This window comes from Streptomyces sp. NPDC018029 (genome assembly GCF_044327655.1).
Taxonomy (GTDB): Bacteria; Actinomycetota; Actinomycetes; order Streptomycetales; family Streptomycetaceae; genus Streptomyces.
Window position 1 is genome coordinate 227,468 of record NZ_JBIRFV010000002.1, and the last position, 25,630, is coordinate 253,097.

23 protein-coding genes are annotated in these 25,630 nt (G+C 73.0%); 6 read left to right on the forward strand and 17 right to left on the reverse strand.

Translation table 11 applies throughout. The features are described 5' to 3' along the window. Nucleotides 1–423: 423 nt before the first annotated feature. Nucleotides 424–1,086, reverse strand: coding sequence for an aspartate/glutamate racemase family protein (locus tag ACH4D5_RS05410; RefSeq protein ID WP_398298844.1), 663 nt, complete (start codon nt 1,084–1,086; stop codon nt 424–426). After that, the gene (gene panD / locus ACH4D5_RS05415; protein ID WP_398298846.1) at nt 1,083–1,511 is read right to left on the reverse strand and encodes an aspartate 1-decarboxylase; all 429 of its coding nucleotides are present in this window, start codon (nt 1,509–1,511) and stop codon (nt 1,083–1,085) included. Before panD ends, ACH4D5_RS05410 begins: the two co-directional genes overlap by 4 nt. Nucleotides 1,512–1,693: 182 nt before the next feature. Between panD and ACH4D5_RS05420 the strand changes: the two genes are divergently transcribed. Beyond that, nucleotides 1,694–2,299, forward strand: a complete 606-nt coding sequence (locus tag ACH4D5_RS05420; protein ID WP_398298848.1) for a dihydrofolate reductase family protein — start codon at nt 1,694–1,696, stop codon at nt 2,297–2,299. 111 nt (nt 2,300–2,410) lie between these two features. Here ACH4D5_RS05420 and htpG read toward each other — a convergent pair whose 3' ends face one another. The 3 genes from htpG to ACH4D5_RS05435 form a co-directional block, all read right to left on the reverse strand. Further along, on the reverse strand, nt 2,411–4,285 hold the full coding sequence (htpG, locus tag ACH4D5_RS05425; RefSeq protein WP_398298850.1) for a molecular chaperone HtpG: 1,875 nt from the start codon (nt 4,283–4,285) through the stop codon (nt 2,411–2,413). A gap of 120 nt (nt 4,286–4,405) precedes the next feature. After that, nucleotides 4,406–5,581: a spore photoproduct lyase family protein gene (locus ACH4D5_RS05430; protein WP_398298852.1), complete on the reverse strand. Its 1,176-nt coding sequence runs from the start codon at nt 5,579–5,581 to the stop codon at nt 4,406–4,408. 187 nt (nt 5,582–5,768) lie between these two features. Then, a complete protein-coding gene (locus ACH4D5_RS05435; RefSeq protein ID WP_398298854.1) occupies nt 5,769–7,406 on the reverse strand; it encodes an amidase family protein in 1,638 nt (545 codons plus the stop codon). A 191-nt stretch (nt 7,407–7,597) separates the two neighbouring features. On the opposite strand from ACH4D5_RS05435, the gene ACH4D5_RS05440 reads away from it, so the two are divergent. After that, nucleotides 7,598–8,419, forward strand: a complete 822-nt coding sequence (locus ACH4D5_RS05440; protein ID WP_398298856.1) for a VOC family protein — start codon at nt 7,598–7,600, stop codon at nt 8,417–8,419. 77 nt (nt 8,420–8,496) lie between these two features. On the opposite strand, the gene ACH4D5_RS05445 is transcribed toward ACH4D5_RS05440, so the two are convergent. Then, complete coding sequence (locus ACH4D5_RS05445) at nt 8,497–8,694, reverse strand: hypothetical protein (protein ID WP_398298858.1); 198 nt, start codon at nt 8,692–8,694, stop codon at nt 8,497–8,499. Between the two features lie 547 nt (nt 8,695–9,241). Here ACH4D5_RS05445 and ACH4D5_RS05450 point away from each other — a divergent pair. Together ACH4D5_RS05450 and ACH4D5_RS05455 are read left to right on the forward strand one after the other, a co-directional pair. Then, nucleotides 9,242–10,381 carry a Vms1/Ankzf1 family peptidyl-tRNA hydrolase gene (locus ACH4D5_RS05450; protein WP_398298860.1) on the forward strand — a complete coding sequence of 380 codons (1,140 nt, stop codon included), beginning with the start codon at nt 9,242–9,244 and terminating at the stop codon, nt 10,379–10,381. A gap of 190 nt (nt 10,382–10,571) precedes the next feature. Then, nucleotides 10,572–11,054, forward strand: coding sequence for an SPW repeat protein (locus ACH4D5_RS05455; protein WP_398299959.1), 483 nt, complete (start codon nt 10,572–10,574; stop codon nt 11,052–11,054). Nucleotides 11,055–11,157: 103 nt separating this feature from the next. Here the strand turns inward: ACH4D5_RS05455 and ACH4D5_RS05460 are convergent, their stop codons facing one another. Together ACH4D5_RS05460 and ACH4D5_RS05465 are read right to left on the reverse strand one after the other, a co-directional pair. After that, on the reverse strand, nt 11,158–11,619 hold the full coding sequence (locus ACH4D5_RS05460) for a DUF6098 family protein (RefSeq protein WP_398298862.1): 462 nt from the start codon (nt 11,617–11,619) through the stop codon (nt 11,158–11,160). A 64-nt stretch (nt 11,620–11,683) separates the two neighbouring features. Next, nucleotides 11,684–12,709 carry a DNA topoisomerase IB gene (locus ACH4D5_RS05465; RefSeq protein ID WP_398298864.1) on the reverse strand — a complete coding sequence of 342 codons (1,026 nt, stop codon included), beginning with the start codon at nt 12,707–12,709 and terminating at the stop codon, nt 11,684–11,686. A gap of 207 nt (nt 12,710–12,916) precedes the next feature. Between ACH4D5_RS05465 and ACH4D5_RS05470 the strand changes: the two genes are divergently transcribed. Next, nucleotides 12,917–15,448: an ATP-dependent Clp protease ATP-binding subunit gene (locus ACH4D5_RS05470; protein ID WP_398298866.1), complete on the forward strand. Its 2,532-nt coding sequence runs from the start codon at nt 12,917–12,919 to the stop codon at nt 15,446–15,448. An 85-nt stretch (nt 15,449–15,533) separates the two neighbouring features. Here ACH4D5_RS05470 and ACH4D5_RS05475 read toward each other — a convergent pair whose 3' ends face one another. The 6 genes from ACH4D5_RS05475 to ACH4D5_RS05500 form a co-directional block, all read right to left on the reverse strand. After that, on the reverse strand, nt 15,534–15,803 hold the full coding sequence (locus ACH4D5_RS05475) for a DUF6480 family protein (protein WP_398298868.1): 270 nt from the start codon (nt 15,801–15,803) through the stop codon (nt 15,534–15,536). A 37-nt stretch (nt 15,804–15,840) separates the two neighbouring features. Beyond that, nucleotides 15,841–16,794, reverse strand: a complete 954-nt coding sequence (locus ACH4D5_RS05480) for a glycosyltransferase family 2 protein (protein ID WP_398298870.1) — start codon at nt 16,792–16,794, stop codon at nt 15,841–15,843. Between the two features lie 74 nt (nt 16,795–16,868). After that, a complete protein-coding gene (locus ACH4D5_RS05485) occupies nt 16,869–17,744 on the reverse strand; it encodes a glycosyltransferase family 2 protein (protein WP_398298872.1) in 876 nt (291 codons plus the stop codon). After that, entirely contained in the window at nt 17,741–18,760 is a 1,020-nt protein-coding gene (locus ACH4D5_RS05490) for a glycosyltransferase family 9 protein (protein WP_398298874.1), read from the reverse strand. The genes ACH4D5_RS05485 and ACH4D5_RS05490 overlap by 4 nt, the downstream gene beginning before the upstream one ends. Further along, nucleotides 18,744–19,718 (reverse strand): NAD-dependent epimerase/dehydratase family protein, encoded by a 975-nt coding sequence (locus ACH4D5_RS05495; protein WP_398298876.1) that lies wholly within the window; start codon nt 19,716–19,718, stop codon nt 18,744–18,746. Before ACH4D5_RS05495 ends, ACH4D5_RS05490 begins: the two co-directional genes overlap by 17 nt. Before the next feature lie 123 nt (nt 19,719–19,841). Further along, nucleotides 19,842–20,588 (reverse strand): SDR family oxidoreductase, encoded by a 747-nt coding sequence (locus ACH4D5_RS05500; protein ID WP_398298878.1) that lies wholly within the window; start codon nt 20,586–20,588, stop codon nt 19,842–19,844. A 580-nt stretch (nt 20,589–21,168) separates the two neighbouring features. Here ACH4D5_RS05500 and ACH4D5_RS05505 point away from each other — a divergent pair. Continuing rightward, entirely contained in the window at nt 21,169–22,452 is a 1,284-nt protein-coding gene (locus tag ACH4D5_RS05505) for an MFS transporter (protein ID WP_398298880.1), read from the forward strand. Nucleotides 22,453–22,471: 19 nt separating this feature from the next. Here ACH4D5_RS05505 and ACH4D5_RS05510 read toward each other — a convergent pair whose 3' ends face one another. The 3 genes from ACH4D5_RS05510 to ACH4D5_RS05520 are packed head-to-tail and all read right to left on the reverse strand — an operon-like array spanning nt 22,472 to nt 25,601. Continuing rightward, a complete protein-coding gene (locus ACH4D5_RS05510) occupies nt 22,472–23,554 on the reverse strand; it encodes a glycosyltransferase family 9 protein (RefSeq protein WP_398298882.1) in 1,083 nt (360 codons plus the stop codon). 2 nt (nt 23,555–23,556) lie between these two features. Continuing rightward, nucleotides 23,557–24,954, reverse strand: a complete 1,398-nt coding sequence (rfaE2, locus tag ACH4D5_RS05515) for a D-glycero-beta-D-manno-heptose 1-phosphate adenylyltransferase (protein ID WP_398298884.1) — start codon at nt 24,952–24,954, stop codon at nt 23,557–23,559. After that, on the reverse strand, nt 24,951–25,601 hold the full coding sequence (locus ACH4D5_RS05520; RefSeq protein WP_398298886.1) for an SIS domain-containing protein: 651 nt from the start codon (nt 25,599–25,601) through the stop codon (nt 24,951–24,953). Before ACH4D5_RS05520 ends, rfaE2 begins: the two co-directional genes overlap by 4 nt. Nucleotides 25,602–25,630 lie beyond the last annotated feature (29 nt).

Below are 25,630 nucleotides of genomic sequence, written 5' to 3' on the forward strand. Positions count from 1 at the left end.
CGCGGGTGGGCGTGGCCCCACCGGCCCACGCCCACCCTCTCCACTCAGCGCATCGGCCCCGGCTGGGGCTCTGGCGCCGGGTCGGGGCCCGGCGGCTGCGGGATCGGGGACGGCGGTGGCTCCGGACTGGGCCGGGGCTCGGGATTCGGTACGGGGTCCGGGTTCGGGAAGGGCCTCCCCGGCTCCGTCGGCGGCACCGGGTCAGGGTCCGGGAAGGGCCTGACCGGCCCCGGCTTCGGTGCGGGATCGGGGAACGGTTGAGTCATTGCACTCCTCCAGCCAGTGGTACGCCAACGGCTCCTCCCCGCGTACCCGACACCCCCGGACCCAAGCCTTCCACGGTTCCTCACACAGTGCCCGTGGCGGACGGCCACCTGGGTCGGCCCCAGGCACGCCCCGGCCGTGTCCAGCCGCCCCCGGTGCCTAGCCGAGGGCCAGCGCCGCCGCCGACGCGAGGCCGAGCCGGGGGCTGGACAGCACCGGCACCCGCTCCCGGACGTCCGGGACAAGACTCTCCGCGCCCGCCATGGAAGCCTGTGCCAGCACGATCGCGTCGGCGTTCCGCACCCCGCGCACCGCTCGGGCCACGCCCTCCGCGTACCCCTCGGAGTCGCCGGCCTCGAACCGCTCCCACGCCCCGTCGACCACCTCGGCCCGCACCGACACGTCCCGCCCGGCGCGCCGGGCCTCGTCCTCGATGAGCGCCGAGGTCGGCCCGACCGTGGAGGCGACCGTGGCGAGCACGACGACCCGGGGTCCCGCGGCGACGGCCGCGGCCGCCATGGGCCGGTCGACCCGCACCACGGGCACGCCGATGTCGGCGCCCACGGTCTCGGCGACACCCCCGATGGTGGAGCAGGTGCACAGCACGGCGGCGGCCCCGCCCTCCGCGGCCCGCACGAGAGCGGCACGCACGTCGATGGCGACCGCGTCCGGTCCTTCCTGCCGTGCCCGCGCCAGGAGGTCCTCCACCACGTGGTGACGCAGCCCGAGCTCCGGGTGTCCGGCGTCCCGCAGCTCCTCGAAGACGGGCACGTGCACGGACGACGTGTGGAGGAGCCCCAGCGTGACCGGCCGGCCGGTCACGCGGAGACCGCGCGGCTCAGCGGATTGCGCACCATGTCGGTCCCGCCGGGCACCGGCTCCGCCGTGTCGTCGCCGAGAGCCACCACGCGGTTGCCCTCGTCGACGTGCACGACGCGCGGTCGCAGTGCCCTGGCCTCGGCATCCTCCACCTGGGCGTAGCTGATGATGATCACCTTGTCGCCGGGGTGCACGAGGTGGGCGGCCGCGCCATTGATCCCGATGACACCGCTGCCCCGCTCACCCTCGATCGTGTACGTCTCCAGACGCGCGCCGTTGGTGACATCGACGATGTGGACGAGCTCACCGGGCAGCAGATCGGCGGCGTCGAGCAACTCCGCGTCGATGGTGACGGACCCCACGTAGTGCAGGTCGGCCTGGGTCACCGTGGCGCGGTGAATCTTGGACTTGAACATGGTACGCAGCATCGGACACTCCCAAGAGTAGGCTCCCTGCCTGCGTTTATGCAGGTCAAGGGCTGTTTCGACACTCTACAACGAGTCGCATGAGCCTATCCGGTACGGCGACCCGCCCCTCCGGCGGCGCCAGCCGATGAGTTTGTGGCTTCCGGGCGGTCAAAGCTCATGACACCTCAGGAAAGGACAGTGCCATGTCGGAGCTTCTCGTCGACTTCATCACCTCCCTCGACGGCTACGCATCGGGAGAGGGATGGCCCGGGTTCTGGGGCCTCGAGGGCCCGGAATACCTCGCGTGGCTCGGCGAACAGCCCGAGGCCACCTACCTGATGGGAGCGAAGACCTACCGTCTGATGTCGGGTTTCGCCGCAGGTGAGGTCCCGGACGGCCAGGACGAGTTCAGGCCCGAGGAAGAGGCGTCCGTCGACGAGCTCACGCGGGCGTCCAAGGTGGTGTTCTCCTCCTCCCTGGAGGAGCCGCTGACGTGGGCCAACTCCACGCTCGTCCGCGACGACGCCGTCGAGGCGGTCCGAGCCATGAAGTCGAGCGGCTCGGGGCTCCTCAGCACGATCGGCAGCCTCAGCCTGTGCCGGTCCCTGCTGCGAGCCGGACTCGTCGACCGCTTCCGGGTCGTCATGTTCCCGGTGATCACCGGCGCCACGGGCGACGAGCGCATCTACGACGGCTATCCGGACGTCGCCCTCGAGATGATCGACCACCGCACCTTCGACGGCCGCACCCAACTGGTCGAGTACAAGCCCCGCGTGCTCGAGCACCCACCGCTCGTCGTCCCTGCCTGACGCCATCCCATCCGCAGCCCAAACCCATATACACAGGGCGTTTACGGCATGACTGCTGCGCGTACGTCCGTACGCGCAGCAGTCATCGTCACAAGACGCCGGGCGACGGGCTCAGATCGTCTTGCTGAGGCGGTCGGCCAGCAGGGCGGCGAAGCGTGCCGGGTCGGCCAGATCGCCGCCCTCGGCGAGCAGCGCGGTGCCGTACAGCAGCTCGGCCGTCCCGCTCAGCTCCGGGTCGTCGGGCCGCTTGTCGTGCGCCGCCTTGACCGCGCCGACCAGCGGGTGCTTCGGGTTCAGCTCCAGGATGCGCTTGACCGGCGGGAGCTCCTGGCCCATCGCCTTGTACATCTTCTCCAGGGCCGGCGTGAGGCCGTCCGTGTCGCTGACCAGGCACGCCGGTGAGCTGGTGAGCCGGGTCGTCAGGCGCACCTCCTTGACGTCGTCGAGCGTCTCGTTGAGCCAGGCGAGGACGGCCGCGTACTCCCCGGCCTCCTCCTCCGACGGCTCCTCCTCGGAGGGCAGGTCCACCGCGCCGCGGGCGATGGACTGGAACTCCTTGCCCTCGTGGTCGCGGACCGCCTCGACCCAGATCTCGTCCACCGGATCGGTGAGCAGCAGGACCTCGTACCCCTTGGCCCGGAACGCCTCCATGTGCGGAGAGTTCTCGATCTGTGCGCGGCTGTCGCCGGTCATGAAGTAGATCTTGTCCTGGCCCTCCGGCATCCGGTCGAGGTAGTCGGCCAGGGTGGTGGGCTCCTCACCCGCGGTGGAGGCGAAGGACGCGATGTCGAGGATCGCCTTGTGGTCCTCCGTCCGGTCGAGGAGGCCCTCCTTGACTGCGGGCCCGAACTCGCGCCAGAAGGTGCGGTACTTCTCGGCGTCCTTGCTCATCAGCTCCTTGATGGACGCCAGGATCTTCTTCGCCAGGCGGCGGCGGATGAGCTGGATGTGCCGGTCCTGCTGGAGGATCTCGCGGGAGATGTTCAGCGACAGGTCGGCGGCGTCCACGACGCCCTTGACGAAGCGCAGGTGATCGGGGAGCAGCTCGCGGCTGTCGTCCAGGATGAACACCCGCTTGACGTACAGCTGGAGGCCGTGGCGGGCGTCGCGCTGGTAGAGGTCGTGCGGGGCCCTCGAGGGCAGGAACAGCAGGGCCTCGTACTCGAAGGTGCCCTCGGCCCGCATCTGGATGATGTCGAGCGGGTCCGTCCAGTCATGGCTGATGTGCCGGTAGAACTCCCGGTACTCCTCCTCGCTCACCTCGGAGCGCGGGCGGGCCCAGAGCGCCTTCATCGAGTTGAGGGTCGACTCCCCCATCCGGACGGGGAAGGAGATGAAGTCCGAGTACCGCTTGACGATCTCCCGGATCTTGCCTTCATCGGTGTAGTCGTAGAGCGCGTCCTCCTCGTCGGCGGGCCGCAGGTGCACGTGGACCGACGTGCCCTCCGGGGCGTCCTCGACGGTCTCGATCGTGTACGTGCCGTCGCCGTCCGACTCCCAGCGCACCCCGGTCGGCGTACCGGCCTTGCGGGTGACCAGGGTGACCTTGTCGGCGACCATGAACACGGAGTAGAAGCCGACGCCGAACTGACCGATCAGCTCGGCCGAATCCGCGCTCTCCTTGCTCCCCTCCTTCCCGTCCTTCCCGCCCTTCCCCTTGTTCTCCTTGAGCCGGCGCAGCGTCTCTGCCGTGCCGGACTTGGCGATGGTGCCGATCAGCCCCACGACCTCGTCGCGCGTCATGCCGATGCCGTTGTCCCGCACGGTCAGCGTGCGGGCCTCCTTGTCGGCCTCGATCTCGATGTGCGGGTCGTCCGTCTTGAGGCTGTCGTCCTGCAGGCCGGCCAGGCGCCGCTTGTCCAGGGCATCAGAGGCGTTGGAGATGAGTTCGCGAAGGAAGATGTCCTTGTTCGAGTAGATCGAGTGGACCATCAGCTCCAGCAGCTGCCGCGCCTCGGCCTGGAACTCCAGCGTCTCGGTGCTCATGACTTCCCTTCTGGTCGGTTGGTCGGTCGTTCTGTGCGACGCCCATATTTTCCGCCACCATTTTCGGTGGTGGTGCGCGGGTCTCGGCAGAGGGCGTATCGGATCAGAAGGCGTACCGGATCAGAAGGCGTACCGGACGCGCAGCCACGGGGCGTGCGTCGCCAGCAGCTCACGGAGACGCGTCAGGGAACGCTGCTTGACGTCCAGGGCGTAGCGCACGTTCAGAGCGCCGTTCTCCGAACGCTTGGTCTCCTGGATGTCCGGCTGCCACAGCATCTCCTCGGCGCGGGGGTGCCACCCCAGGTTGACCTCGTGGAGCGCCTGGTTGTGCGTCAGCATGATGACTTCGGCCGCCGCCTGCTCCTTCACGCGGGCGGATAGTACGTCGTCGAGGTGGATGAGCAGATCCGCCCAGTCCCGCTCCCACCCCGGGCGCAGGACGACGGGCGACAGGTTGAAGTGGATCTCGTAACCGGCGTCGAGGAAGTCGGCGGCCGCGGCGATCCGCTCGGCCACCGGGCTGGTGCGGATGTCCAGCAGCCGGGCGTCCTCGGGCGGCATGAGCGAGAAGCGCACCCGGGTCCGCCCCTGAGGGTCGAGCGCGAGCAGGTCGGGATTGACGAACTTGGTCGCGAAGGAGGCCTTCGCCGTCGGCATGCCCCGGAACGCCGCGATGAGGTCGGCGGTGTTGTCGCAGACCAGGGCGTCGACGGAGCAGTCACCGTTCTCGCCGATGTCGTAGACCCACGCCTGCGGGTCGCACTGGTTGGGCGTCGTCTTGGGCCCTTGAGCCCGTACGTGGCGCCGGACGTGCGCCACGATCGCCTCGATGTTGGTGAAGAGGGTGATGGGGTTGGCGTAACCCTTGCGGCGGGGGACGTAGCAGTAGGCGCAGGCCATCGCGCAGCCGTTGGAGGGCCCCGGTGCGATCCAGTCGGCCGATCTGCCGTTGGGGCGGGTCACGAGCTGACGCTTGACCCCGAGGACGAGCGTCTCGGTCTTGACGCGGACCCAGCGGGCTACGTTGCCGTCGTTCCCGTGCAGGGAGGGGATGCGCCAGTGGCTGTCGACCTCGGTCACCCGCACCCCCGGCAGCCGGGCCATGATCTGCCGGCCGCGCGGCGAGTCGAGGGCTGCCGGCTCCGCGTAGACCTCGCGCACATCGAGCAGCCGGCGCGCCTCCGGGCTGTCCCGGAACGCCGAGTGCGCCGCCCGGGCCGGAGGTTCGTCCGGCCAGCCGAACAGCGCCGGCTGCTCTGGCTCTCCCGAGGCGGGTCCTGACACCGGCTGGTCCATGGGTGTTCCTCTCCGCGCGCAGGCGCCGCACGGCCGATCGGTGTGCGCGAAGCCGGCCGGAGTGCACGGGGCCGGCCGATGTTCGCAGGGTCGGCCGCTGTTCGCAGGGTCCGCCGGTCTTCGCAGGGGCTGACCCACAGATCAAAGCGCACGCCGACGCGGCCGTGCCGCCCACACGCCGGACGCCCTAGCGGCGGGGCTGTGCACCACCCGGCGGCGCGCCGCCCTCCACCGTCGGCAGGTAGCGCGGCGCCCGCCAGGCGTTCAGGCGGTGCTCCACCGCGGCACCCAGTGCCAGCAGCTTGGCGTCCTGGCGGTGGCCTGCCATCAGGAGCACGCCCACCGGCAGCTCGCCGACGGAGCCCGCGGGTACCGAGAGGGACGGGTATCCGGCGACGGCCGCGGGGGTGGAGGACGGGATGACGTCGTTGTCGCCGCGCGCGCAGTCGGTCGTCCAGGCGGGCGGGTTCGTGGGGGCGGCGATGGCGTCCAGACGGTGGCCGGCCATGGTCTCGTCGAGGGAACGCCGGGAGAGGTCCTTCAACTCGGCCCGCATCGCCCGGTACCCCGGGTCGGTGGTGGGGGGCGCGGCGAGGGCCTGCTCGAACAGTTCCTGGCCGGCGAAGCAGGTCTGCTCCGCGGGGTGGGAGCGGTTGAACTCGATCAGCTCGGCGAGGTTCCCGGGGCCTTCGCGCGTGCCGAGGTAGGCGTCGATGTCCCGGTGGAACTCGCTGAGCAGGGCCGGGAACTCGAGTTCGGCGAGCCGCGCCTGGTAGGGAGGTGTCACCTCGACGACCACGGCGCCGGCGTCGCGCAGCTTCTTCGCCGTACGGGTCATCACCGCGTCCACGTCGGGGCCGAGCGACGGCAGACGCCACAGACCGATGCGCTTGCCGCGCAGGCCGACAACGTGCGGTTCGGCTGCGTGGTCGTCCCCGCCACGCCGGCCCTCGCCGCCGCTCAGTACCGAGAACGTGAGCGCGGTGTCGATCACGTTGCGCGCCATCGGCCCGGCCGTGTCCTGCTCGGCGGAGATCGGCACCACGCCCGACTGGCTGACCAGGCCGAGGCTGGGCTTGTGGCCGACGACGCCGTTCATCCCGGCCGGGCACACGATGGAGCCGTCCGTCTCGGTGCCGATCGCCACCTGGGACAACGACGCGGCGAGTGCGGCGGCGGAACCCGATGAGGAACCGCACGGGTTCCGGTCGAGGACGTACGGGTTGTTGGTCTGCCCGCCCACCGCCGACCACCCCGACGTCGGCTTGGCCGCACGGAAGTTGGCCCACTCCGACAGGTTGGTCTTGCCGAGGATCACCGCCCCCGCCTTGCGCAATCGCGTCACCAGCACCGCGTCCGTCTTCGGCGGGCTTCCGGCGAGGGCGAGCGACCCGGCCGTCGTCGGCATGTCACGGGTGTTCACGTTGTCCTTGAGCAGGACGGGTATGCCGTCCAGCGGCCCGAGGGTCTCGCCCCGCCGGTGCCTGGCATCGCTGGCGGCCGCCTGGCGCAGGGCCGTCGGGCTGGTGCGCAGCACCGAGTGGATCTTCGGGTCGACCTTCTCGATCCGCCGCAGATAGGCCCGGGTCAGCGCCGACGAGGTCAGCGAGCCGCGCCCCATGCGCGTCTGTAACTCCGGGATGGTCACGGTGTCGAGGTCGAACCCGAGCGCGGAAGGCGATCCGGGGGCGGCAGGCGACCCGGGTGACGGTGCCGAACCGTCGGTGCCGGACTCGGCTGCTTGCGCGCCCGCATGCGGTACGCCGGTCAGAAGGGACCCCGCGACGAGGGCGGCGGTCATTGCGGCAACACTTCTCTTCCCCATGCGGCCCAGCCGACTACACGGGCAGCATCCGGCGCAAGGGTGCGGGGTCCGGCGACGGGGCCCCGCACGGGGCAGGCGACCCGGGTCGTCGTTTGCCATGCCGAGTAGCATGGCAAACGCCGGGATTCCGGGCATATGCACCGGTTCTGCGGCTCGGCACGACAAGCCTCCCCACCTGGACGTTGAGTGCGATGACCCACCACAGATCAGCCACCCCCGCCGCACACGCGACGACGAGCCGAGAGGTCGTCGGAGCGCCCTGCTGGGCGACCCTGCTGACGCACGACCTGGCCGCCGCCGAGTCCTTCTACGGCGCGGTCTTCGGCTGGACGTTCCGTCCCGCACCGCTCGGCGAGGACTTCCGCGTCGCCGTGCACGAGGGCAAACCCGTCGCGGGCATCGGCTCTCTCGCCTCCGCGCTGCGGGTTCCTGTCGCGTGGACGCCCTACTTCGCGGTCGAGGACGCCGATGAGACGGCCGCGCGCATCCGTGAGCGCTGCGCCACCGTCGCCGTGGGACCGCTCCGCTTCCCTGTGGGCCGCGGGGCACTCGCGGCGGACCGCGACGGGGCCGTCTTCGGCATCTGGGAGGGCCGGCTCGTCTCCGACTGGCACTCCTGGCGGGCGCAGGCGCCCGTCTGGCTGCGGCTGCGCTCACCGGACGCCTTCGAGGCGGCCATCTTCTACGGCCAGGTCCTCGACTGGGCCTGCGGGCGGCCCGGTTGCTGCGACGTCGACTACGAGAACGACGAAGTCGTCCTGAGCCAGGAGGGCACGGTGCTCGCCCGGCTCCGCTCCGGCGCCGTCGAGGCGGCCCGCAACCCGGTCGACCTGCCCCGCTGGGAAGTCCACTTCACGGTCGCCGATCCCGAGGCCACGGTGCGTACGGCGCTCCGCCACGGCGGGTCCGTGGTGCGCCGCGACGAGGGCGGGGAGAGCCCGGCCATCACCCTCTGCGATCCCGAGGGCGGCATCTTCACCGTGACGGAACGCGTGGCACCTCGGCAGGGCTGAGTCCGGTTCCGGGGCTCCGCGGCCACACCGTTCCGGGGATCCGCGGTCACACCGGAGTCACGGGTGGTTCGGGCGAGTCAAGGGTGGTTCGGGCGCTCCTCGGGCGGGGTCCCGCCACCTCGGCCGCCGCCCTTGCCGCCCTTGTCCGTTCCGTGGGCGTGCGCGCCGGCCCCGCGGGAGGTGCCCGGCTGTCGTGCTTTGAGTTCGGCGCTGTCCTGGGGGGTCGCCCCGCCCTTGTCGCTACGCCGTTGTTCGGGCTGCTGCGGGTTCGACATCGCTTTCGCTCCCTCGCCTCGCGTGGTGCGGCTGCCGCGGCCGGTGCCGCGGGTGCGCCTGGTGCGGTTCGTCCGCTCGCACGGCCGGTTGTTCCATGCTGCCACGGCACTGCGCTGCGGTCCCATCGAGCAGTCGCGTGGCCCGTCCGGGCCCGTGGCACAAGGGAAATGAGTCCTGAAGCGGCGCACGGGTTCGACGCGTATTCTGGTGGGCAAGAACGCACGGTTCCGCCGCCGACCGCGGCGACAAGCCCCACCTTGCGGCCCGTCTCTCTTCCCAGGGCCCGTCTCTCTTCCGAGAGCCACCACCACGCCTGCCTCCCCATACGCATTCGGACTCCGAGCTCCGACTTCGTAGCAAGAGGGAAGTTTGCTCCCTTTTGCGCCAGGGGACCCGCAGAGCCGAGAGGTGATCGCCATGCCTGAACCCGACAGCAGGAAATACGACATCTGGCGTGCGCGAAGCTCGGGAAACGAGCCCACCGACTGAACCGACGAACCCGAACGTGGGCCGCACGGAAACACGGTCCACAAGGAGCGAGTCACCATGCGTCTTTCTTTTCTGCAACCACTCCTTGACCGGCCGGGCCCCTGGGCCACGGTGTACTTCGACCCCGGTCAGGCGGACGAGTCGGGCGCCAAGCGCCGTGAACTGTCCGTACGGGAGGTGTGCAGGACCCTGGCACAGGAGGGCGCGGACGAGGCCACCGTCGCGGCGGTCCGCGACAACCTGACCGCGCTCTCACCCGCCGAGGATCCGGCGGGACGCGTCGTCTTCGCCACCGGCGGCGAGGTCGTGCTCAGCCACCGGCTGTCCCGGCGCCCCCAGGGCGAGTTCGCCTGCTGGGCCCCGCTGCCGCGGCTCACGCCCCTGCTGGAGCTGTGCGGCCAGGACCCGGTGAGCCTCGTCGCCTACATCGACCGCACCGGTGCCGACTTCGAACTACGGGCCGCGGCGGGACCGCAGGACTCCGGGCACGTGGAAGGTCAGCAGTGGCCGGTGCACCGCACCGCCACATCCGACTGGTCCGAGCGGCACTTCCAGCTCAAGGTGGAGAACACCTGGGAGCGCAACGCCGCGGAGATCGCGGAGGCGCTGGCCGAGGCCTACGAGGAGTCCGGCGCCGACCTCGTGGTGCTGGTCGGCGACCCCCGTGAGCGTCCGGCCGTGCGCGACAAGCTGCCGGAGGCCCTGCGCGCCGTGACGGTCGAGACGGAGCACGGTGGCCGCGCCGCCGGTTCCGGCTCCGCGGCACTGGAAGAGGCCATCGGGAACGCCTGCCAGGAGCATCTGCACCGGCGCGTCGACGACGCGCTCGACCGCTTCCGGGCGGGCCGCATCGGCACCGACCGGCCCACCGACGCCGTGGAGGGCGTGCCCGCCGTGGTGGACGCCGCGCGCGAGCACCGCATCGGCACTCTCCTGGTCCGGCCGGACGGCCCCGACCTGCACCGCGAGATGTGGGCGGGCGCCGAACCCGGCCAGGTGGCGGTGCGGCGTACGGACGCCGAGGCCCTCGGCGACGGCGCCCCCGTCCCCGTACGCGCCGACGACGCGCTGCTGCGTTCGGCGGCGGCCACGTCCGCCGACGTCCTGATCATCCCGTTCGAGGAGGTGAGCGACGACATCCCGGCAGGAGGACTCGGCGCCCTGCTGCGCTGGACGTACGAACCGAGTGCGACCTGACAGCCGAGTCCGCCCGCGTGCCCCCGGTACACGTGGCCCCATCGGTACACGCGGCCCCGTCCGCACCAAGAACACCTAGTTGGAGGTGGACGCAGTGACAACGTCCCCCAGGTCCCCGTCCGGAATGCCGTCCGGAGCCCCGTCTTCGATGTCCGGAGCCCACGCCCCCATGTCCGGGGCGCCGTCCTCCATGGACACGCACCCCGACATCGTCGACATGCGCGCCCGCCACGAGAGTGCCGAGCGCGCGGCGAGTACACCCAAGGTGCAGGCCATCGACGCGCTGGCCTTCCTCACCGGTCTCTACCTGGCCGCCTCTCCCTGGATCGCGGGCTTCAACCAGTTCACGCGGCTGTCGATCGTCAACCTGATCGTCGGCATCGCGTACGCGCTCCTGATGAGCGGCGGCTTCGGCCGGGCCTACGAGCGCACCCACGGCATGGCGTGGGCCGCGTGCGCGCTGGGCGTCTGGACGATCGTCGCGCCGTGGGTCATCGCGGGTGACGCCACCACCACGAGGACCGTGGTGAGCAACGTCATCACCGGTGCCGTGGCCGCCCTCCTCGCCCTGGCCGCCAGCGCGGCCGCCCGGGCGGGAGAGAAGTCCGAGGCGTCGCACGGAAGGAACAGCGGGAAAGGCAGGAGGGGCATGAGCCGCGCCGGTCACGACTGACCGGCCGGCCGTGACCGGCCGGTCGGTCCTCCACCGCCGACCGGTCGCCCCCTCCACGACCGCGCCCCGTGGCACACCCGCCGCGGGGCGCGGTCGTGCCGGTTCAGCCGTCGACCCCGTTCGTACGCCGCAGAGGCCCCCAGCCGCCCGCCTCGCGGGCCACCTTCTCGCGGGCCGCGTCGATCATCTTCGTGTCGATCCAGGCCATCGGCTCGACCTCGTCGACCAGTGGCTCGTTGTCGGGGCCGCGGGCGGCCTCGTGCCCGAGCAGCACCCAGGGGCGGACCCCCGGGCCCTTGTCGCGCGGCAGGTGCGAGTAGTCGTGCAGCCGCCGGGCCACCCACAGCTCGACGGGGCGGTCCTCCCACCACGGCTCGACACCGAGCGGGTTGGCCGACAGGCCCGGCATGCGGACGCCCGTCAGGTCGTCCCTGCTCATCACCCTGCCGAGGTCCTTCGCCGGGCCGCGGGACCAGCGCACGTACAGACCGTCGTGGCGTTCCACAAGACGGGCCAGCTCCTGCAGCGTGTGCAGGACCGGCAGGTCGTCGTCCGAACCGCTCATGCGTGTGGTCACTCTCCTTGTCGCCGCTGTTTTCCTTGTCGGGCGTTCCGCCCGCGCGCCCATCTCACGTCAGCAGCCGCAGTACCGCCTCCTCGATGGCCCCTTGCGTCGCCGGACGGCCGAACGTGGCGCCGTCGCCGAGGCGGTCCAGGGCGTCGGCGATCGTGCGGCCCTCCTCGAAGAGCTCGATGACGCGCGGGTTGATGTACGAGGCACGGCAGACGGCAGGGGTGTTGCCGAGGTATTCGCTGACCTCGCGGACCGCCCGCGTGACGGCGCGTTTGCGTGCCGTCCGGGACTCGTCGGCGACCTGCACCGACACCGCGAGGGCGACCGCCGCGAGGACGGTGGCGTGCCAGACGCGGAAGTCCTTCGCGGTGATGTCGGTACCCGCGCGGTCCCGCAGGTAGTCGTTGAGTTCGGCGGCGTGCAGCTCGTGCCAGGTTCCGCCCTGCCGGTAGGCGAACAGCCGCGGGCCCGCCGTGTCGCGGCGCAGCAGGGCGCGCAGGACCTTGCAGGCGGGCGGGTCGACGAACGCGCGCGTCTGCGTCTTGGAGTACTTCGCCGGATACGTGACGCAGACCTCGCCGCTCCGGCAGGACACGTGCTCCTTGAGCAGGGTCGTGAGGCCGTAGGTGCCGTTGTCCCGCCGGTAGGACTCGTTGCCGATGCGGAAGAAGCCGAGGTCGAGGAGGCGGGCGGCGCAGGCGAGGACCCGTTCACGGCTGAGGCCGCGGCCCGCGAGGTCCTCCGCCACATGCGCGCGGACGTCGGGGAGGGCGGCGGCGACCTCCAGGACGTGTTCGTGCTTCGCCGCCTCCTGCCGCTCACGGAACCGCGGGTGGTACAGGTACTGGCGCCTGCCCGCGGCGTCAGTGCCCACGGCCTGGAGATGCCCGTTGGGCCACGGGCAGATCCAGACGTCCCGCCAGGCCGGCGGGATGACGAGCCGCCGCAGGCGCTCCTTCTCCGCGGGGTCGGTGACGGGACGGCCCGAGGCATCCGTATAGCGGAACCCGCGTCCCGAACGGACGCGGGTGATCCCGGGTCCGTCGATGTGGCTCGTTCTCAGTCGCCGCTTCTCACCCATGTCCCAGGAGTGCCCCCAAAGCGTGGCGACAGACTTCGGAGCAGCCCGTTCGGCGGAGCGTGCCGCGGGCACGCCGGGCCGCCACGGGCGACGATCGGGGAGCGGGACGCCAGGAGTGACGAGGGTGACGACTGGGAACCCGAAGCGGGCACGACACGATCAGGCACGAGGCTGTCCCGGCGGGCCGGGACACCGGAACGGACGGCTATGAGCAGCGGTTTCATCGGGCCCGAGGGATTCGGGCAGGACCCCTTCGGGGAGCTCTTCGCGCGGTTCCTCGGCAGCGGGCGACGGCAGATCGACATCGGCAGGCTGATGAGCGGTCCCGCGCGGGAGCTGGTGGCCGCGGCGGCCGCGTACGCGGCGGAGCACGGCAAGAGCAACCTCGACACGGAGCATCTGCTGCGGGCGGCGCTGACCATCGAGCCGACCCGCGGTCTTGTCGCGCGCTCCGGGGCCGATCCCGAGCAGATCGCCGAGGAGATCGACCGGCACTCCGCGGAGACCGAGGGTGCCGTGCCCACCCAGGCGGTTGCGCTCACCCCGGCCGTGAAGCGGGCGCTGCTCGACGCGCACGAGGTGGCCCGGGCGGTCGGCGCCGGATACATCGGGCCCGAGCACATCGTCATGGCGCTGGCCGCCAACCCGGACTCGGCGGCGGGCCACATCCTCAACGCGGCGCGCTTCGACCCCGGTCCTGCCCCGCAGCCGCCGCAGGGCCGGCCGGGCCCGGCCGAGCAGCGGCAGAGCGGTGGCGGTGCCACGGCCACGCCCACGCTGGACCGGTTCGGCCGGGATCTGACCGCGCGGGCCGCGGAGGGCGGCGTGGATCCGGTCATCGGCCGTGAGGAGGAGATCGAGCAGACCATCGAGGTGCTCTCCCGGCGCGGCAAGAACAACCCGGTGCTCATCGGTGACGCGGGCGTCGGCAAGACCGCCGTCGTGGAGGGCCTGGCCCAGCGGATCGCCGACGGTGACGTGCCGGACACCCTCGCGGAGCGGCGCGTCATCGCGCTGGACCTGTCGGGAGTGGTGGCGGGCACTCGGTACCGCGGTGACTTCGAGGAGCGGCTGAACGGCATCATCGAGGAGGTGCGCGCCCACTCGGACGAGCTGATCGTCTTCATCGACGAGCTGCACACCGTGGTCGGGGCCGGCGGCGGCGGTTCCGAGGGCGGGTCGATGGACGCGGGCAACATGCTCAAGCCCGCCCTTGCCCGGGGCGAACTGCACGTCATCGGGGCGACCACCCTGGAGGAGTACCGGCGGTACATCGAGAAGGACGCGGCGCTCGCCCGCCGCTTCCAGCCGATCCTCGTGGCGGAGCCGACGGCCGCGGACGCGGTGGAGATCCTGCGCGGCCTGCGCGACCGGTACGAGGCCCACCATCAGGTGCGTTACTCCGACGAGGCGCTGCTCGCCGCCGTGGAGCTGTCCGACCGCTATCTGACCGAGCGTTTCCTGCCGGACAAGGCGATCGACCTGATGGACCAGGCCGGGGCCCGGGTGCGGCTGCGGGCCAGCACGAAGGGCACGGACGTGCGGGCGCTGGAACGAGAGGCGGAGCAGCTGGCCCGGGACAAGGACCAGGCGGTGGCGGCGGAGCAGTACGAGCGGGCCACCGAGCTGCGGGACCGCATCAACGACCTGGTCAGGAAGATCGGGGCGGGCCGGGACCGCGAGCCGGGTGACGGGCAGATCGTCGAGGTGACCTCCGAGGACATCGCCGAGGTGGTCTCCCGGCAGACGGGCATCCCGGTCAGCACCCTCACGCAGGAGGAGCGGGACCGGCTGCTCGGCCTGGAGGAGCACCTGCACGAGCGGGTCGTCGGGCAGGAGGAGGCGGTCAGCGCCGTGGCGGAGGCGGTCCTGCGCTCACGCTCCGGTCTGGCGAGCCCCGACCGGCCCATCGGGAGCTTCCTCTTCCTCGGCCCCACGGGCGTCGGCAAGACGGAACTGGCGCGGGCCCTGGCCGAGGCGCTGTTCGGCAGTGAGGAGCGGATGGTCCGCCTCGACATGAGCGAGTTCCAGGAGCGACACACCGTCAGCAGGCTCGTCGGAGCGCCGCCCGGCTACGTGGGCCACGAGGAGGCGGGCCAGCTCACCGAGGCCGTACGCCGTCACCCGTACTCGCTGCTGCTGCTCGACGAGGTGGAAAAGGCCCACCCCGACGTCTTCAACACCCTGCTCCAGGTCCTCGACGACGGGCGGCTGACCGACGCTCAGGGCCGGACGGTGAACTTCACCAACACCGTCATCGTGATGACGAGCAACCTCGGTTCCGAGGCGCTGACGGGGCGCGGCGCGACCCTGGGGTTCCGGGCCGACGGGTCGGAGGCCGACGAGGAGGCGCGGCGCGAGCAGGTGCTGCGGCCGTTGCGCGAGCACTTCAGGCCCGAGTTCCTCAACCGCGTCGACGAGATCGTCATCTTCCGGCGGCTGACGGGCGAGCAACTGCGGCAGGTCACGGATCTGCTGCTCGAGGAGACCAGGCGCAGGCTGCACGCGCAGGACGTCGCCATCGAGTTCACCACGGAGGCGGTGGACTGGCTCGCGCGGCGGGGTCACCAGCCGGAGTACGGTGCGCGTCCGCTGCGCCGCACGATCCAGCGCGAGGTGGACAACCGGCTCTCCAGGCTGCTCCTGGACGGCAAGCTCACCGCGGGCAGCCGGGTCCTGGTGGAGGTCGCGGACGACGCGCTGAACATGCGGGTCACGGCGGGTGCGGGGGTGGGGTGACGACGGGCGGGGTGACGACGGGTGGGGTGACGGCCCTGCCGCCGCCCCTGTCACCCTTGCCTGACCGCCCTCGACCGCGCCCGCGTCACAGCAGCAGCACGATCGCGTAGACGAGGAAGAACGCGGCGATCAGCAACCCCAGGCCGATGATCAGGGCCAGCGGCCCCTTCCCCCAGCCCTTGGGAGGGTTGTACGTCTCCTCGGGCCCCGCCCCCGACATGCTGCTCTCGGCGGGCGGGGTCTCCCCCGGCGGCACGCTTCCGCCGGGTTCCAGTCCTGTGGCGTTCCGCGGGTCGGGGTCCGGATCCGGGTCTCGGGGGTCGGAGCCCGGGTCCGGTTTCTGGGAAGGAGTCATGTGATCCAAGTTCCCACGACTTCCCGGGGCGCACCTCTCAGCCGACGTACCGGCGGGCCGTGGAGTGCCGGCGCGCCTTCTCCAGGGCGACGAGGCGGTCCTCGATCGGCGCGGGCACGGGGGCCCGCTGCCGCAGGACCCAGGGCAGCCCGGCCACAGCCCGGGCGACGGCGCGCAGGGACGGCCGGTCGCGCGGCACGGTGCGCAGCAGCCGGCCGGTGCGGCGCAGCGCCGAGGGCCAGGGGCGGCGCAGCCAGGTGAACCACAGGGTGTTGCGCAGGCCGAGGACGCGCCGGTCGGTGCTGTCCCGGACCGTCGACGCCGCGTGATGGATGGTCAGTTCCGGCACGTAGCTCAGCCAGTGCCCTTGTGTCAGGAGGTCGGTGGCGAGGAGTTCCTCCTCCCCGCCGAGCCACAGCCCGGGGTGGAAGCCGCCCGCGTCCCGGAAGGCGTCGGCCCTGATGACCGTCGCGGCGGCGAGGAACGAGCCGAGGGCGGGTCCCGGCAGCCAGTCGGGCCCCGAGAGCGGGGAGTCGCGCAACTCGGCGACGACGGGGTCCTCCTCCCCCGACGGTTCGACCACGATGCGGGCCGTCACGGCGGCGAGCGCCGGGTGCGCGTCGAGGTGGTCCGCGGCGCACCGCAGCGAGCCCGGGTCCCACCAGGTGTCGTCGTCGCAGAACGCCACGTACGGCGTGCGGACGTGGCGGACCGCGAGGTTGCGCCCGACGGCCCCCAGATTCCGTCCGGGCCGCAGCAGTTGGACCTCGGGGAAGTACCGGGCGACCGCCTCCGCCGTGCTGTCGCTCGACGCGTTGTCGGTGACGATCACGTGGGGCCGTTCGGGGAGGTCCCGCAGGGTGCGCAGGGTCCGCAGCAGCTCGCGGCGGCGGTCCTTGGTGATCACGACGACGGTCGTACGGGGGTCGGGCCCTGCGTCCCGCCCGTCCTGTGTGGGCGTGCCGGGTATGAGGGCGGTCTCGTGCGTCATCTGCGCTGATCCTCTTGGCGAAAGGTGGTGGTCATGAAGGGATGCGTGAAGGGATTGGGGATTCACGTACGGATCTATGAAGGGACCCGGTCCAGCAGGCGGGCCGCTGACTCGATGCGGGCAGGGAGCGGTTCCCGGGCGCTGAGGGCGGCGGGGAGGCGGACGAGGACGCCTTTGAGGGCGCTCGCGGCGTCCCGTTCCCCGCGGGCGGCCGCCGCGGCGAGGTGTGCCGTGCCGCGCAGGGCGACGTGGACCGGCCGCCGGAGCCAGGCGGTGAGGAGGGCGTTGCGCCGCTGCACCGCGGAGCGGCCCGGCCGGGTGGCGGGGTCGGGGTGGTGGTGGGCCGTCACGGAGGGCGCGTAGGTGACGCCCCAGCCGCGGGCCGCCAGGTCGTAGGCGAGCAGGGTCTCCTCGCCGCCGAAGAACAGCACCCGGTGGTAGCCGCCCGCCTCCAGGAAGGCCGCGCGCCGGGCCACCGCCGCGCAGGCGAGGAAGCCGAGGACGGGGCGGCCGGGGAGGTCGTGGACGGGCGGCAGCGGCGAGTCGGCGAGCACGCGGTTGAGCGGGTCCTCGTGGGTCTCGGGGCCGACGAGGGTGCGGGCGGCCAGGAGGCCGAGGCGTGGATGCGCATCGAGGAGGTCGGCGGCCGTGTCGAGGGCGCCCGGGGCCCACCAGGAGTCGTCGTCGCTGAAGGCCACGTACGGCGTGGTGGCATGCCGCACAGCGAGGTTGCGGCCGAGGGCTCCGGTGTTGCGCCCGGCCTCCACGACGTGGGCGCCGACGGCGTGGGCGCGCACCGCGTCGGCCGTCGCGTCGGTGGAGCCGTTGTCCACGACGACGACGGGCGGCCGCTCCGGCAGCGCGGCGAGCCGGTCGAGGGTGCGCAGCACGCTCTCGCGGCGGTTGCGGGTGATCACGGCGACGGTGGTGCGCGGGGGACCTGCGCTCACGTGCTCTCCTTCAGAAGTTTCCGGACCGCGCGCACCACGTCGTCCGGCGGTGCCGCCGTCGTGCCCGGGCGGCCGGTGTCCGCGCCCGGGTCGTCCTGGTCCCCCAGGAGCACGGCGGGCACGCCGTAGGGGCTCCGCCGTTCCGCGGGCACGTCCTGGGGGCCGACGGAGACGACCGGGGTGCCGGTCGCGGCGGCGAGGTGGGCCGGGCCTGTGTCGCCCGCGATCACGACGTCGGCCGCGCGCAGGACGCCGGCCAGGGTCCGCAGGTCCGTGCGGCCGCCGAGGTCGACGGCCGTGTCGCCGCTGACCCGGCGGGTCAGGGCGGTCTCCTCGGGGCCGCCGGTGACGACGACGCGGTGGCCCGCGTCGGCGAGCAGGGCGACCGTCTCGGCCGCGCGTCCGGCGTCCCAGGCGTGGGCGGGTGCAGCGGTGCCCGGGTGCAGCACGACGTACGGGCCGTTGCCGGTGAGGCCCGTCGTGTCGGGGGCCGGGAGGACGCGGAGCCGGCCGTCGTCGCCGGTCCGGGGCGAGAAGCCGAGGGCCGCGGCCGTGTCGAGCGCCGCTTCGGCGTCGTGCCGGCCGGGCAGCCGCCGGTGGTGCACGTCGATGAGACTGCCCGCGTGGTCGGCGCTGTCGGCCCCGATGCGGGGAACCTGCGCCATGCGCAGCAACAGCGCGATGGGCAGCGGGCTCTGCTCGAAGGATGTGACGACGAGGGCGACGTCGTACGCCGCGTCCCTCATCCGCGCCAGCAGGCCCTCGACGTCCGCCTCGTCCACCGACGGCGGCCGGTCGCCCTCCCAGGGCGCCTCCCAGACGAGGATGTCATCGACGTGGGGCAGCAGTCCGGCGGCGGGCGCGCCGCGCGGCCCGCACAGCATCGCCACGTGGTCGGCCCTGGTCGCGACGGCGCGGACGGCGGGTCCCGCCAGGAGGACACCGCTCATGCCGTCCAGGCAGACGACGAGCGCCTTCGCCACGTTCCCCCGCAGGTCGTCACCAGGAGCACGCATGGCGTGCGCCTCCCTCGGCGCTCGGCGCGCCCTGTCCGCCGTTCTGGAAGTGGGCGATGGTGCGCTTGAGCCCGTCGTCCAGGGAGACCTTGGGCGTCCAGCCGAAGAGTTCGTGGGCGAAGCCGGTGGCGGGTGCGGGGGGCTCGGGGGCGTCGGCGCGCGGCCCGGTGAACTCCAGGCGCGCGTCGGAGCCGGTCAGGTCCAGCACCCGGCGGGCGATCTCCGCGAGGGTCGGCCCGGGGTCGCCACCGATGTCGACGGGCCGCACGGAGCGGCTCGCGGCGACCAGGAGCACTCCGTCGACCGTGTCGTCGACGTAGCACAGCGAGGGCGTACCGCTGCCGTCTCCGGGCACGGTCACCGGCCCCCCGCTCAGCGCCTGCCGGATCAGGGTGGGAATCGGCCGGCCGTCATCGGCGTCCATGCGCGGCCCGTACGCGGGGAAGACGCGCACGATGCCCGCGTCCGCCTCCTTGGCGCTGACGTACGCGGTGGTCAGCGCCTCCGAGAAGCGCTGGGTCTCGTCGGCGGTCCCTGACGGGTCGCCGTGGACCGGGCAGGTGGATGCCAGGAGGAACCGGGCCCCGTCGCGCTCGGCGACGGCCAGGGCGTTGCGGGCGCCGAGGCTGCCGGCGTCCAGCGTCTCCAGGGGGCGTGCGGCGGCCGCCGAGGCGGGACACGCGAAGTGCACGACCAGGTCGTAGGGGCCGGGGAGAGCGTCGGCGCAGCCCGGCCGCGCGAGGTCCAGCCGGACGGTCCGGAACCCGGGCCGGTCCGCGAGGTGCTCCACGTTCCCGGACGAGCCGCTCGGCATGTCGTCCACGCAGTCGACCGCCACGCCCGCGTCGAGCAGCCGTTCGCACACGTGCGAGCCGAGGAAGCCGGCTCCCGCGGTGACCATGGCCCTCTCCCACGGAGGCGGTGGCTGCGGCGCCATGGAGAACATCGTCGGCGTCATGGGCTGAACCTTCCTTCCGCTTCCGGGTGGGCAGCGCCTCGGGTGGGCAGCGCCTCAGGTGCCCACCCGGGCGGCTTTCAGACACGGACGTCCGTCACTCCCCCGCGGCCGCGAGCGGGCCCCTCAGGGCCAGGAGGGCTCCCTGCGCGGTACGACGACCAGTTCGCCCACCACGCTGCCTGCCGGGACCGACAGGGCGTACAGGACCGTGTCGGCGACGATGTCCGGGCTCTGCAGCATGGTCACGTCGGCGTCCGGGAAGCGCTCCATGATGAACGGCGTCTCCATGCCGCCCGCGATGATCCCGGTGACGCCGATCCCCACGCAGTCGCGCTGGGCCTCCTTGAACAGCGTGTGGGTGAAGGCGCGCAGCCCCGACTTGCCCGCCGCGTAGGGCCCCGCCTCGGTCCAGGTGCGGTTCGCGGCGGTGGACAGGATGTTCACGATGTGGCCGCCGCCGCGGGCGATCATGCGCCGGTACGTCTCCAGGCACAGGTACATCGGCCCGAGCAGGTTGGTCTCGACGACGCGCGTCACCTCGTCGGCCGTCAGGTGCTCGATCGGCTTGGACACGTCCACGGCGGCGTTGTTCACCAGGATGTCGAGGGGCCGGCCCGCCTCGTCGAGGTCGCGGAAGGCCGCGGCGACTCCCGGGGCGTCCCGCACGTCCATCTCCAGGAACCGGGCGTCGAGGCCTTCGGCGGTGAGCTCGTCGCACAGCTCCACGGCCATCTCCTTGCGGACGTCGGCGACCAGGACCGTCGCGCCCGCCGCCGCCAGTCTCCTGGCGATCGAGGCGCCGAGGCCCCTGGCCGAACCGGTCACGAGAGCCTGCTTGCCGTGCAGGTCGACCTGCGGTGCGCCGCCCATGCGTGTGCCTTCCGTCGTTCCGGTTGACGGCGGTGCGCTCCGCGACCGCCCCGCTTCCCACTGTGACGGCCGGAGGGGAGTCCGGCACCTCGGGCCGGGCGCCGGGCGGACGGCGCGCGGCTGTGTCGCCCGTCACGCGCGAAGGGCCCGGAGGCGGGGTCACGGGGGCGCCGGAAGACCGTGTGAGCAAGCACACCAGAAGCGCCAAATCCCTTGCGCGGGATCGGGGTTGGTGCCGCCCGGCGTCACGTACGACAGAACCGTCCCGGAGCGCGGTGAACCGGTCTGCCACCATGGTCATCGCCGTACTTCCGGAGCGTCCACGCGCCACTTCGCGCACCCCGCCGACGCACCTCCCGCAGCGCGGCGCCCCCAGACAGATCCGGTGGAGTGACCGCGCAGTGCTGCCGGTGTTCCGAGCTCCCGCCGAGACCTCCGCCTGAGTCCGTCCCGCCGGACCCACCCCGAGTCTTCGAGTGCCCCTGTGTCTTCCTCCCCTTCCTCTCCTGCCCCGTCGGTGTCCGCTCATGCCTCCGCGTCCGGCTCCCGGTCGCCGTGGCGGTCCCTGCGGTACCGGAGCATGCGCTGGTGGTCCGTCGCCAACTTCGTGTCGAACGCCGGCACCTGGATGCAGCTCACCGTGCAGAACCTGCTGGTCCTGCAGATCACCGGCTCCGCTGCAGCCACCGGTCTCTCCATGTCCGTGCAGGCCGCGCCCGCGCTGTTGATGAGCCTGGTCGGCGGTGCCGCCGTCGACCGGTGGCCGCGCAAGCTCACCGCCTCCGTCAGCCAGGCCCTGCTCGGCGCCGTCGCCTTCACGACGGCCGTCCTCGTGGCGACCGGCGGGCTCGATCTCACGATCCTCATGGGGCTCGCGGCCGTCACCGGCATCATCGCCACGGTCGACGGGCCCGCGTGCGCCCTGCTGGGCAACGACCTCGTGCCGCCGGAGGACGTGCCCTCCGCCATCGGCGTGGGCTCGCTGGTCCACAGCTCGGGCCGGCTCGCCGGTGCCGCGCTCGGCGGTGTCACGGTCGGCTTCCTCGGTACGGCCGCCGCGTACGCCGCCAACGGAGTGTCGTTCCTCTTCGTCGCCTCCGTCATCCCCTTCCTCCGTCCCGCCTACGGGGCGGTGCGCCAGGCCGGGGCCGACCGGGCCGTCGTTCCGGTGCCGACAGGACCGGCGCCGACCGGGCCCGCACCGGTGGGCGAGCACATGACCGTCCGGCAGGGCCTCGCGTACTTCATGCGGCGGCCCCGGCTCGTGGCCCTGGCGGGTGTGACCGGCGTCAGCGCGGTCTTCGGCCGCAACTACAACCTCACGCTGGCCGTGCTCGTCACCGGGCCGCTGGCCGGCGGCGCCGGGTCGTTCGGCACGGTCTCCACCGTCCTCGCCGTCGGCGGCATCATCGGCGCGGTCCTCGGCGCCCGGCTGCGGAAGCCGTCCGTGCGGCTCGTGGGCACGCTGGCCGCCGCGGGCGCGCTGCTCCAGGTCGTGGCGGGCTTCTCCCCGTCCTTCGCCGTTCTGCTGATCCTCGTCCTGCCGATGGCCGTCGTCGAGACCGTCTCCGACACCGCGGGGACGACGGTCCTCCAGACCGATCCACCCGCCCATCTGCGGGGCCGCGTGCTCGGCGTGTGGGGCAGCATCAGCACCGCCTGGGGCCTCGGCGGGCCGCCCGCGCTCGGCCTCCTCATGGAACTGGCCGGCGCCCGCGGTGCCCTGGTCTCTGGCGGCCTGATCATCGCCGGTTCCATCGGGGCGGGTTTCCTGCTGCGCAGGCGCAGGGCCGCCGAGCCCGTACTCCTGCGCAAGAGCGCGCGCGACATCACGGCCCGGCCCGCCCTGGAAACGGCGGCCTGACCCACCAGGGGGCGCCCCGTCAGGGGCGCGGGGAACTGCGCGAGGACGGACCACTGCCCGCAGTCGGGAACGACGGGAACCAGGACTGACCCGGCTCCGGCAAGGACCCCACCGCGCCGAGCACCTCCTCCGGAGTGATCCGGAGGAGGCGTTCGTCCGGCTGCGTGCCGTGGGCGTCGCCCGGGCGGGCGGCGTCGTCCGCGTCCGGGTGCCACAGCGCCCGGTGTAGGGGGGACGCGGGTGGGCCCCACAGGCGGGGGGCCACGGGGCCGAAGAGGACGACCGAGGGGGTGCCGAGGGCCGTTGCCAGGTGAGCCAGGCCGGTGTCGCCGACGATGACGCAGCGTGCGTGGGCCACGAGCGCCGTCAGCTGGTCGAAGGGCACATCCGCAGCACCGCCCAGCACAGCGTCCGCCGGCAGCCCCGCGTGGGTCGCCACGTACCGTGCCATCGTCTCCTCCCCCGCCCCGGCCGTCACCACGACCCGGTGCCCGCGGGCGGCGAGCTCGCGGGCCACGGCGGCGAAGCGCTCCGGGGGCCAGCAGCGGGCGCCGGCGTCGGCGCCCGGGTGGACGACCACCGCGCCGGGTGCCGGTGACGGCGCCGCGGGCGACGGGATCCGTACCTCCGTGGGGTCCGCGTCGATGCCGTACCAGGACAGCAGCCGGCACCACCGGTCCCGCTCGTGCTCGTCGTCCCGCCACACGGGCCCCTCGATGCCGGGCGTGTCCGGGTGCGCGTACGCCATGAGCCGCCGGGGCCGCAGCCGTTGGAGCAGCAGGTGGCTCGGGGGGCCGTTGCCGTGCAGATCGACGGCGAGGTCGGGGGCCGGGTCCGGCCACGGCAGGTCGGACGGCACCGCCCGGCCCGGGGCCGACGCGGGCAGCAGCCGGTCCACCAGGCCGGTGGCCAGGGCAGGTCCGGTCAGCCGCTCGGGCGCGGCCAGCACGATCTCGTGGGTCGGCAGCCGCCGCCGCAGGGCGCGCAGCGCCGGTACGACGGTCAGCAGGTCCCCGAGGCCCAGCGCGCGCAGCACCAGCACTCGGGGGCGGTCCGGCACCGGGGATGCGGACAACTGCGGTCGCGTGGTCTCTTCGGTCACGTTCAGGGGCGCCTCTCGGCTGGGGGCGCGGCCGCGGCGGCCCTGCGGGCCAGCAGGGTGGTGGAGCGGCCGTCGAGGTACGGCAGGACGACGGCCTGTCCGCCCCACGCGCGAAGAGTGGCGGCCTCGGGCAGGTCCTGGACGGAGTAGTCGCCTCCCTTGACCCACACGTCGGGCCGCAGCCTGCCGAGCAGTTCCTGCGGGGTGTCCTCCTCGAAGACGGCCACGGCGTCGACACTGCCGAGCGCTTCGAGGACACGGACGCGGTCCGCCTCCTTGTTGAGGGGGCGCCCCGGGCCTTTGCGGCGGGTGAGCGACGCGTCGGAGTTGAGGCAGACGATCAGGCAGTCGCCGATGCGCCGGGCGCTCTCCAGCAGACCGACGTGCCCCGCGTGCAGGAGGTCGAAGCAGCCACCGGTCGCCACGACCGTGCCGCCGCGCGCCCGCACCTGTTCCGCGAGGGCGAACGCGTCGGTGCGGGGCTCTTCCTCGGCACGGTCGGCGGGCGTCGTCCGCCACAGGGCCGGGTTCGTGGCGCCGCCCGCGGAGACGAAGGCGGCGGCCTCCGCGACGGCCCGCTGCAGGGCCTCTTCCGGGAGTGCCCCGTCGGCGAGGGCGGCGGCCGTGGCGGCGGCGAAGCAGTCACCGGCGCCGCACGGGTCACCGCTCGCGCGGTAGGGCGCGGGGATGAGCATCGGCGTACCGGAACCGGGCCGGGTGAGGAGGACGCCGCGCTCGCCGAGGGTGACGGCGACTCCGGCGACCTGCCAGCGGTCCGCCAGTTCCAGGCCCCGCCCGGCGTACGCGCGGAGCGTCTCGTCGCCGCCGGGGCACAGTGCGCGGGTCTCCGTGGCGTTCGGGGTGACGAGCCGCGCGCCCGGTACGGGTGTGTCGCCCTTGGGGTGGGGGTCCCACACCAGCGGAGTGCGGGGGGCGACGGCCGCCAGGTGTTCGCGTACGGCGCTCGCGGTGTGCCGGCCGTAGTCGGCGACCAGGACCGCGTGGGCCCCGGCCAGCGCGTCACGTACCGCCGCGTCGGGCTCTCCGGGTGTGCCGCCGCCCCGGTCGAAGCGCACCAGCGGACGGCCGGACGCGAGGACGCGGGTCTTCACCGGAAGGGTGCCGTTCAGCGGCAGCTCCACCAGCCGCACCCGGCCGCTGAGCTCGCGGCGCACCGCCTCGCTCGCGGGGTCGTCGCCGAGCGCGGTCACCAGGGTCACGGCACGGCCGCCGCGTGCCGCGAGCGCGGCGGCGAGACCCGCGCCGCCGGGGTGGCGCCGGTCGACGGTGACGTCGACGACGGGCGCGGGGGCGTCCGGGGAGAGCCGGGTGGCGACTCCTTCGATGTCCTCGTCGAGCAGCACGTCCCCGACGACCACGAGCGGCTTCGGCGCGGTCACGAGAGGTTCCCGTTGACGGGGACCGCGTTGCGGGGCGCGATGCGTCCCGCGCCGGCCACAACGGGTTCGGAGAGTGCCGCGTCGAAGGCTTCGCACAGCAGGTGGACGGCGACGAGGTGGGCTTCCTGCACGGTCGCCGTGGTGTCGCCGTCGATGTAAAGGAACTCGTCGGCGGCCTCGCCCACCGGGTTCGGGCCCGGCCCGGTGAGCGCCCAGACGCGCAGTCCGGCGGCCCGGCCCGCGACCGCCGCCGTGATCAGGTTGGCGCTGCGGCCGGACGTGGACAGCAGGACGAGGATGTCGCCGGGCCGGCCGTGGGCGGAGACCTGGCGGGCGAACACGTGGTCGAAGCCGTAGTCGTTGCCGATGGCGGTCACGCTGGACGTCTCTGCGTGCAGGGAGATGGCGGAGTACGCCGGCCGTTCGTGCCGGTAGCGGCCCACGAGTTCGGCGGTCAGGTGCTGGGCCTGGGCGGCGCTTCCGCCGTTGCCCGCGGCGAGGAGCCGGCTCCCCGCGGGCAGTGCGGCGGCGAGCCTGCCGCCCCAGTCCGCGATGCGGCCGAGGCCGTCCCGGCGCAGCCGGCCGAGCGCTTGCTCCAGTGACCGGCAGTGCAGCTGCGCGGCGTCGAGTGCGGGGGATTCGCTCATGCTGGTCGGGCGTGCGGCGTCGCTGAGGA

Bases quoted from the DNA above. Each gene is read 5' to 3' on its own strand.
- panD (WP_398298846.1), bottom strand. From the start codon at position 1,511: ATGCTGCGTACCATGTTCAAGTCCAAGATTCACCGCGCCACGGTGACC.
- ACH4D5_RS05420 (WP_398298848.1), top strand. From the start codon at position 1,694: ATGTCGGAGCTTCTCGTCGACTTCATCACCTCCCTCGACGGCTACGCA.
- htpG (WP_398298850.1), bottom strand. From the start codon at position 4,285: ATGAGCACCGAGACGCTGGAGTTCCAGGCCGAGGCGCGGCAGCTGCTG.
- ACH4D5_RS05430 (WP_398298852.1), bottom strand. From the start codon at position 5,581: ATGGACCAGCCGGTGTCAGGACCCGCCTCGGGAGAGCCAGAGCAGCCG.
- ACH4D5_RS05435 (WP_398298854.1), bottom strand. From the start codon at position 7,406: ATGGGGAAGAGAAGTGTTGCCGCAATGACCGCCGCCCTCGTCGCGGGG.
- ACH4D5_RS05440 (WP_398298856.1), top strand. From the start codon at position 7,598: ATGACCCACCACAGATCAGCCACCCCCGCCGCACACGCGACGACGAGC.
- ACH4D5_RS05445 (WP_398298858.1), bottom strand. From the start codon at position 8,694: ATGTCGAACCCGCAGCAGCCCGAACAACGGCGTAGCGACAAGGGCGGG.
- ACH4D5_RS05450 (WP_398298860.1), top strand. From the start codon at position 9,242: ATGCGTCTTTCTTTTCTGCAACCACTCCTTGACCGGCCGGGCCCCTGG.
- ACH4D5_RS05455 (WP_398299959.1), top strand. From the start codon at position 10,572: ATGGACACGCACCCCGACATCGTCGACATGCGCGCCCGCCACGAGAGT.
- ACH4D5_RS05460 (WP_398298862.1), bottom strand. From the start codon at position 11,619: ATGAGCGGTTCGGACGACGACCTGCCGGTCCTGCACACGCTGCAGGAG.
- ACH4D5_RS05465 (WP_398298864.1), bottom strand. From the start codon at position 12,709: ATGGGTGAGAAGCGGCGACTGAGAACGAGCCACATCGACGGACCCGGG.
- ACH4D5_RS05470 (WP_398298866.1), top strand. From the start codon at position 12,917: ATGAGCAGCGGTTTCATCGGGCCCGAGGGATTCGGGCAGGACCCCTTC.
- ACH4D5_RS05475 (WP_398298868.1), bottom strand. From the start codon at position 15,803: ATGACTCCTTCCCAGAAACCGGACCCGGGCTCCGACCCCCGAGACCCG.
- ACH4D5_RS05480 (WP_398298870.1), bottom strand. From the start codon at position 16,794: ATGACGCACGAGACCGCCCTCATACCCGGCACGCCCACACAGGACGGG.
- ACH4D5_RS05490 (WP_398298874.1), bottom strand. From the start codon at position 18,760: ATGCGTGCTCCTGGTGACGACCTGCGGGGGAACGTGGCGAAGGCGCTC.
- ACH4D5_RS05495 (WP_398298876.1), bottom strand. From the start codon at position 19,718: ATGACGCCGACGATGTTCTCCATGGCGCCGCAGCCACCGCCTCCGTGG.
- ACH4D5_RS05500 (WP_398298878.1), bottom strand. From the start codon at position 20,588: ATGGGCGGCGCACCGCAGGTCGACCTGCACGGCAAGCAGGCTCTCGTG.
- ACH4D5_RS05505 (WP_398298880.1), top strand. From the start codon at position 21,169: ATGCGCTGGTGGTCCGTCGCCAACTTCGTGTCGAACGCCGGCACCTGG.
- ACH4D5_RS05520 (WP_398298886.1), bottom strand. From the start codon at position 25,601: ATGAGCGAATCCCCCGCACTCGACGCCGCGCAGCTGCACTGCCGGTCA.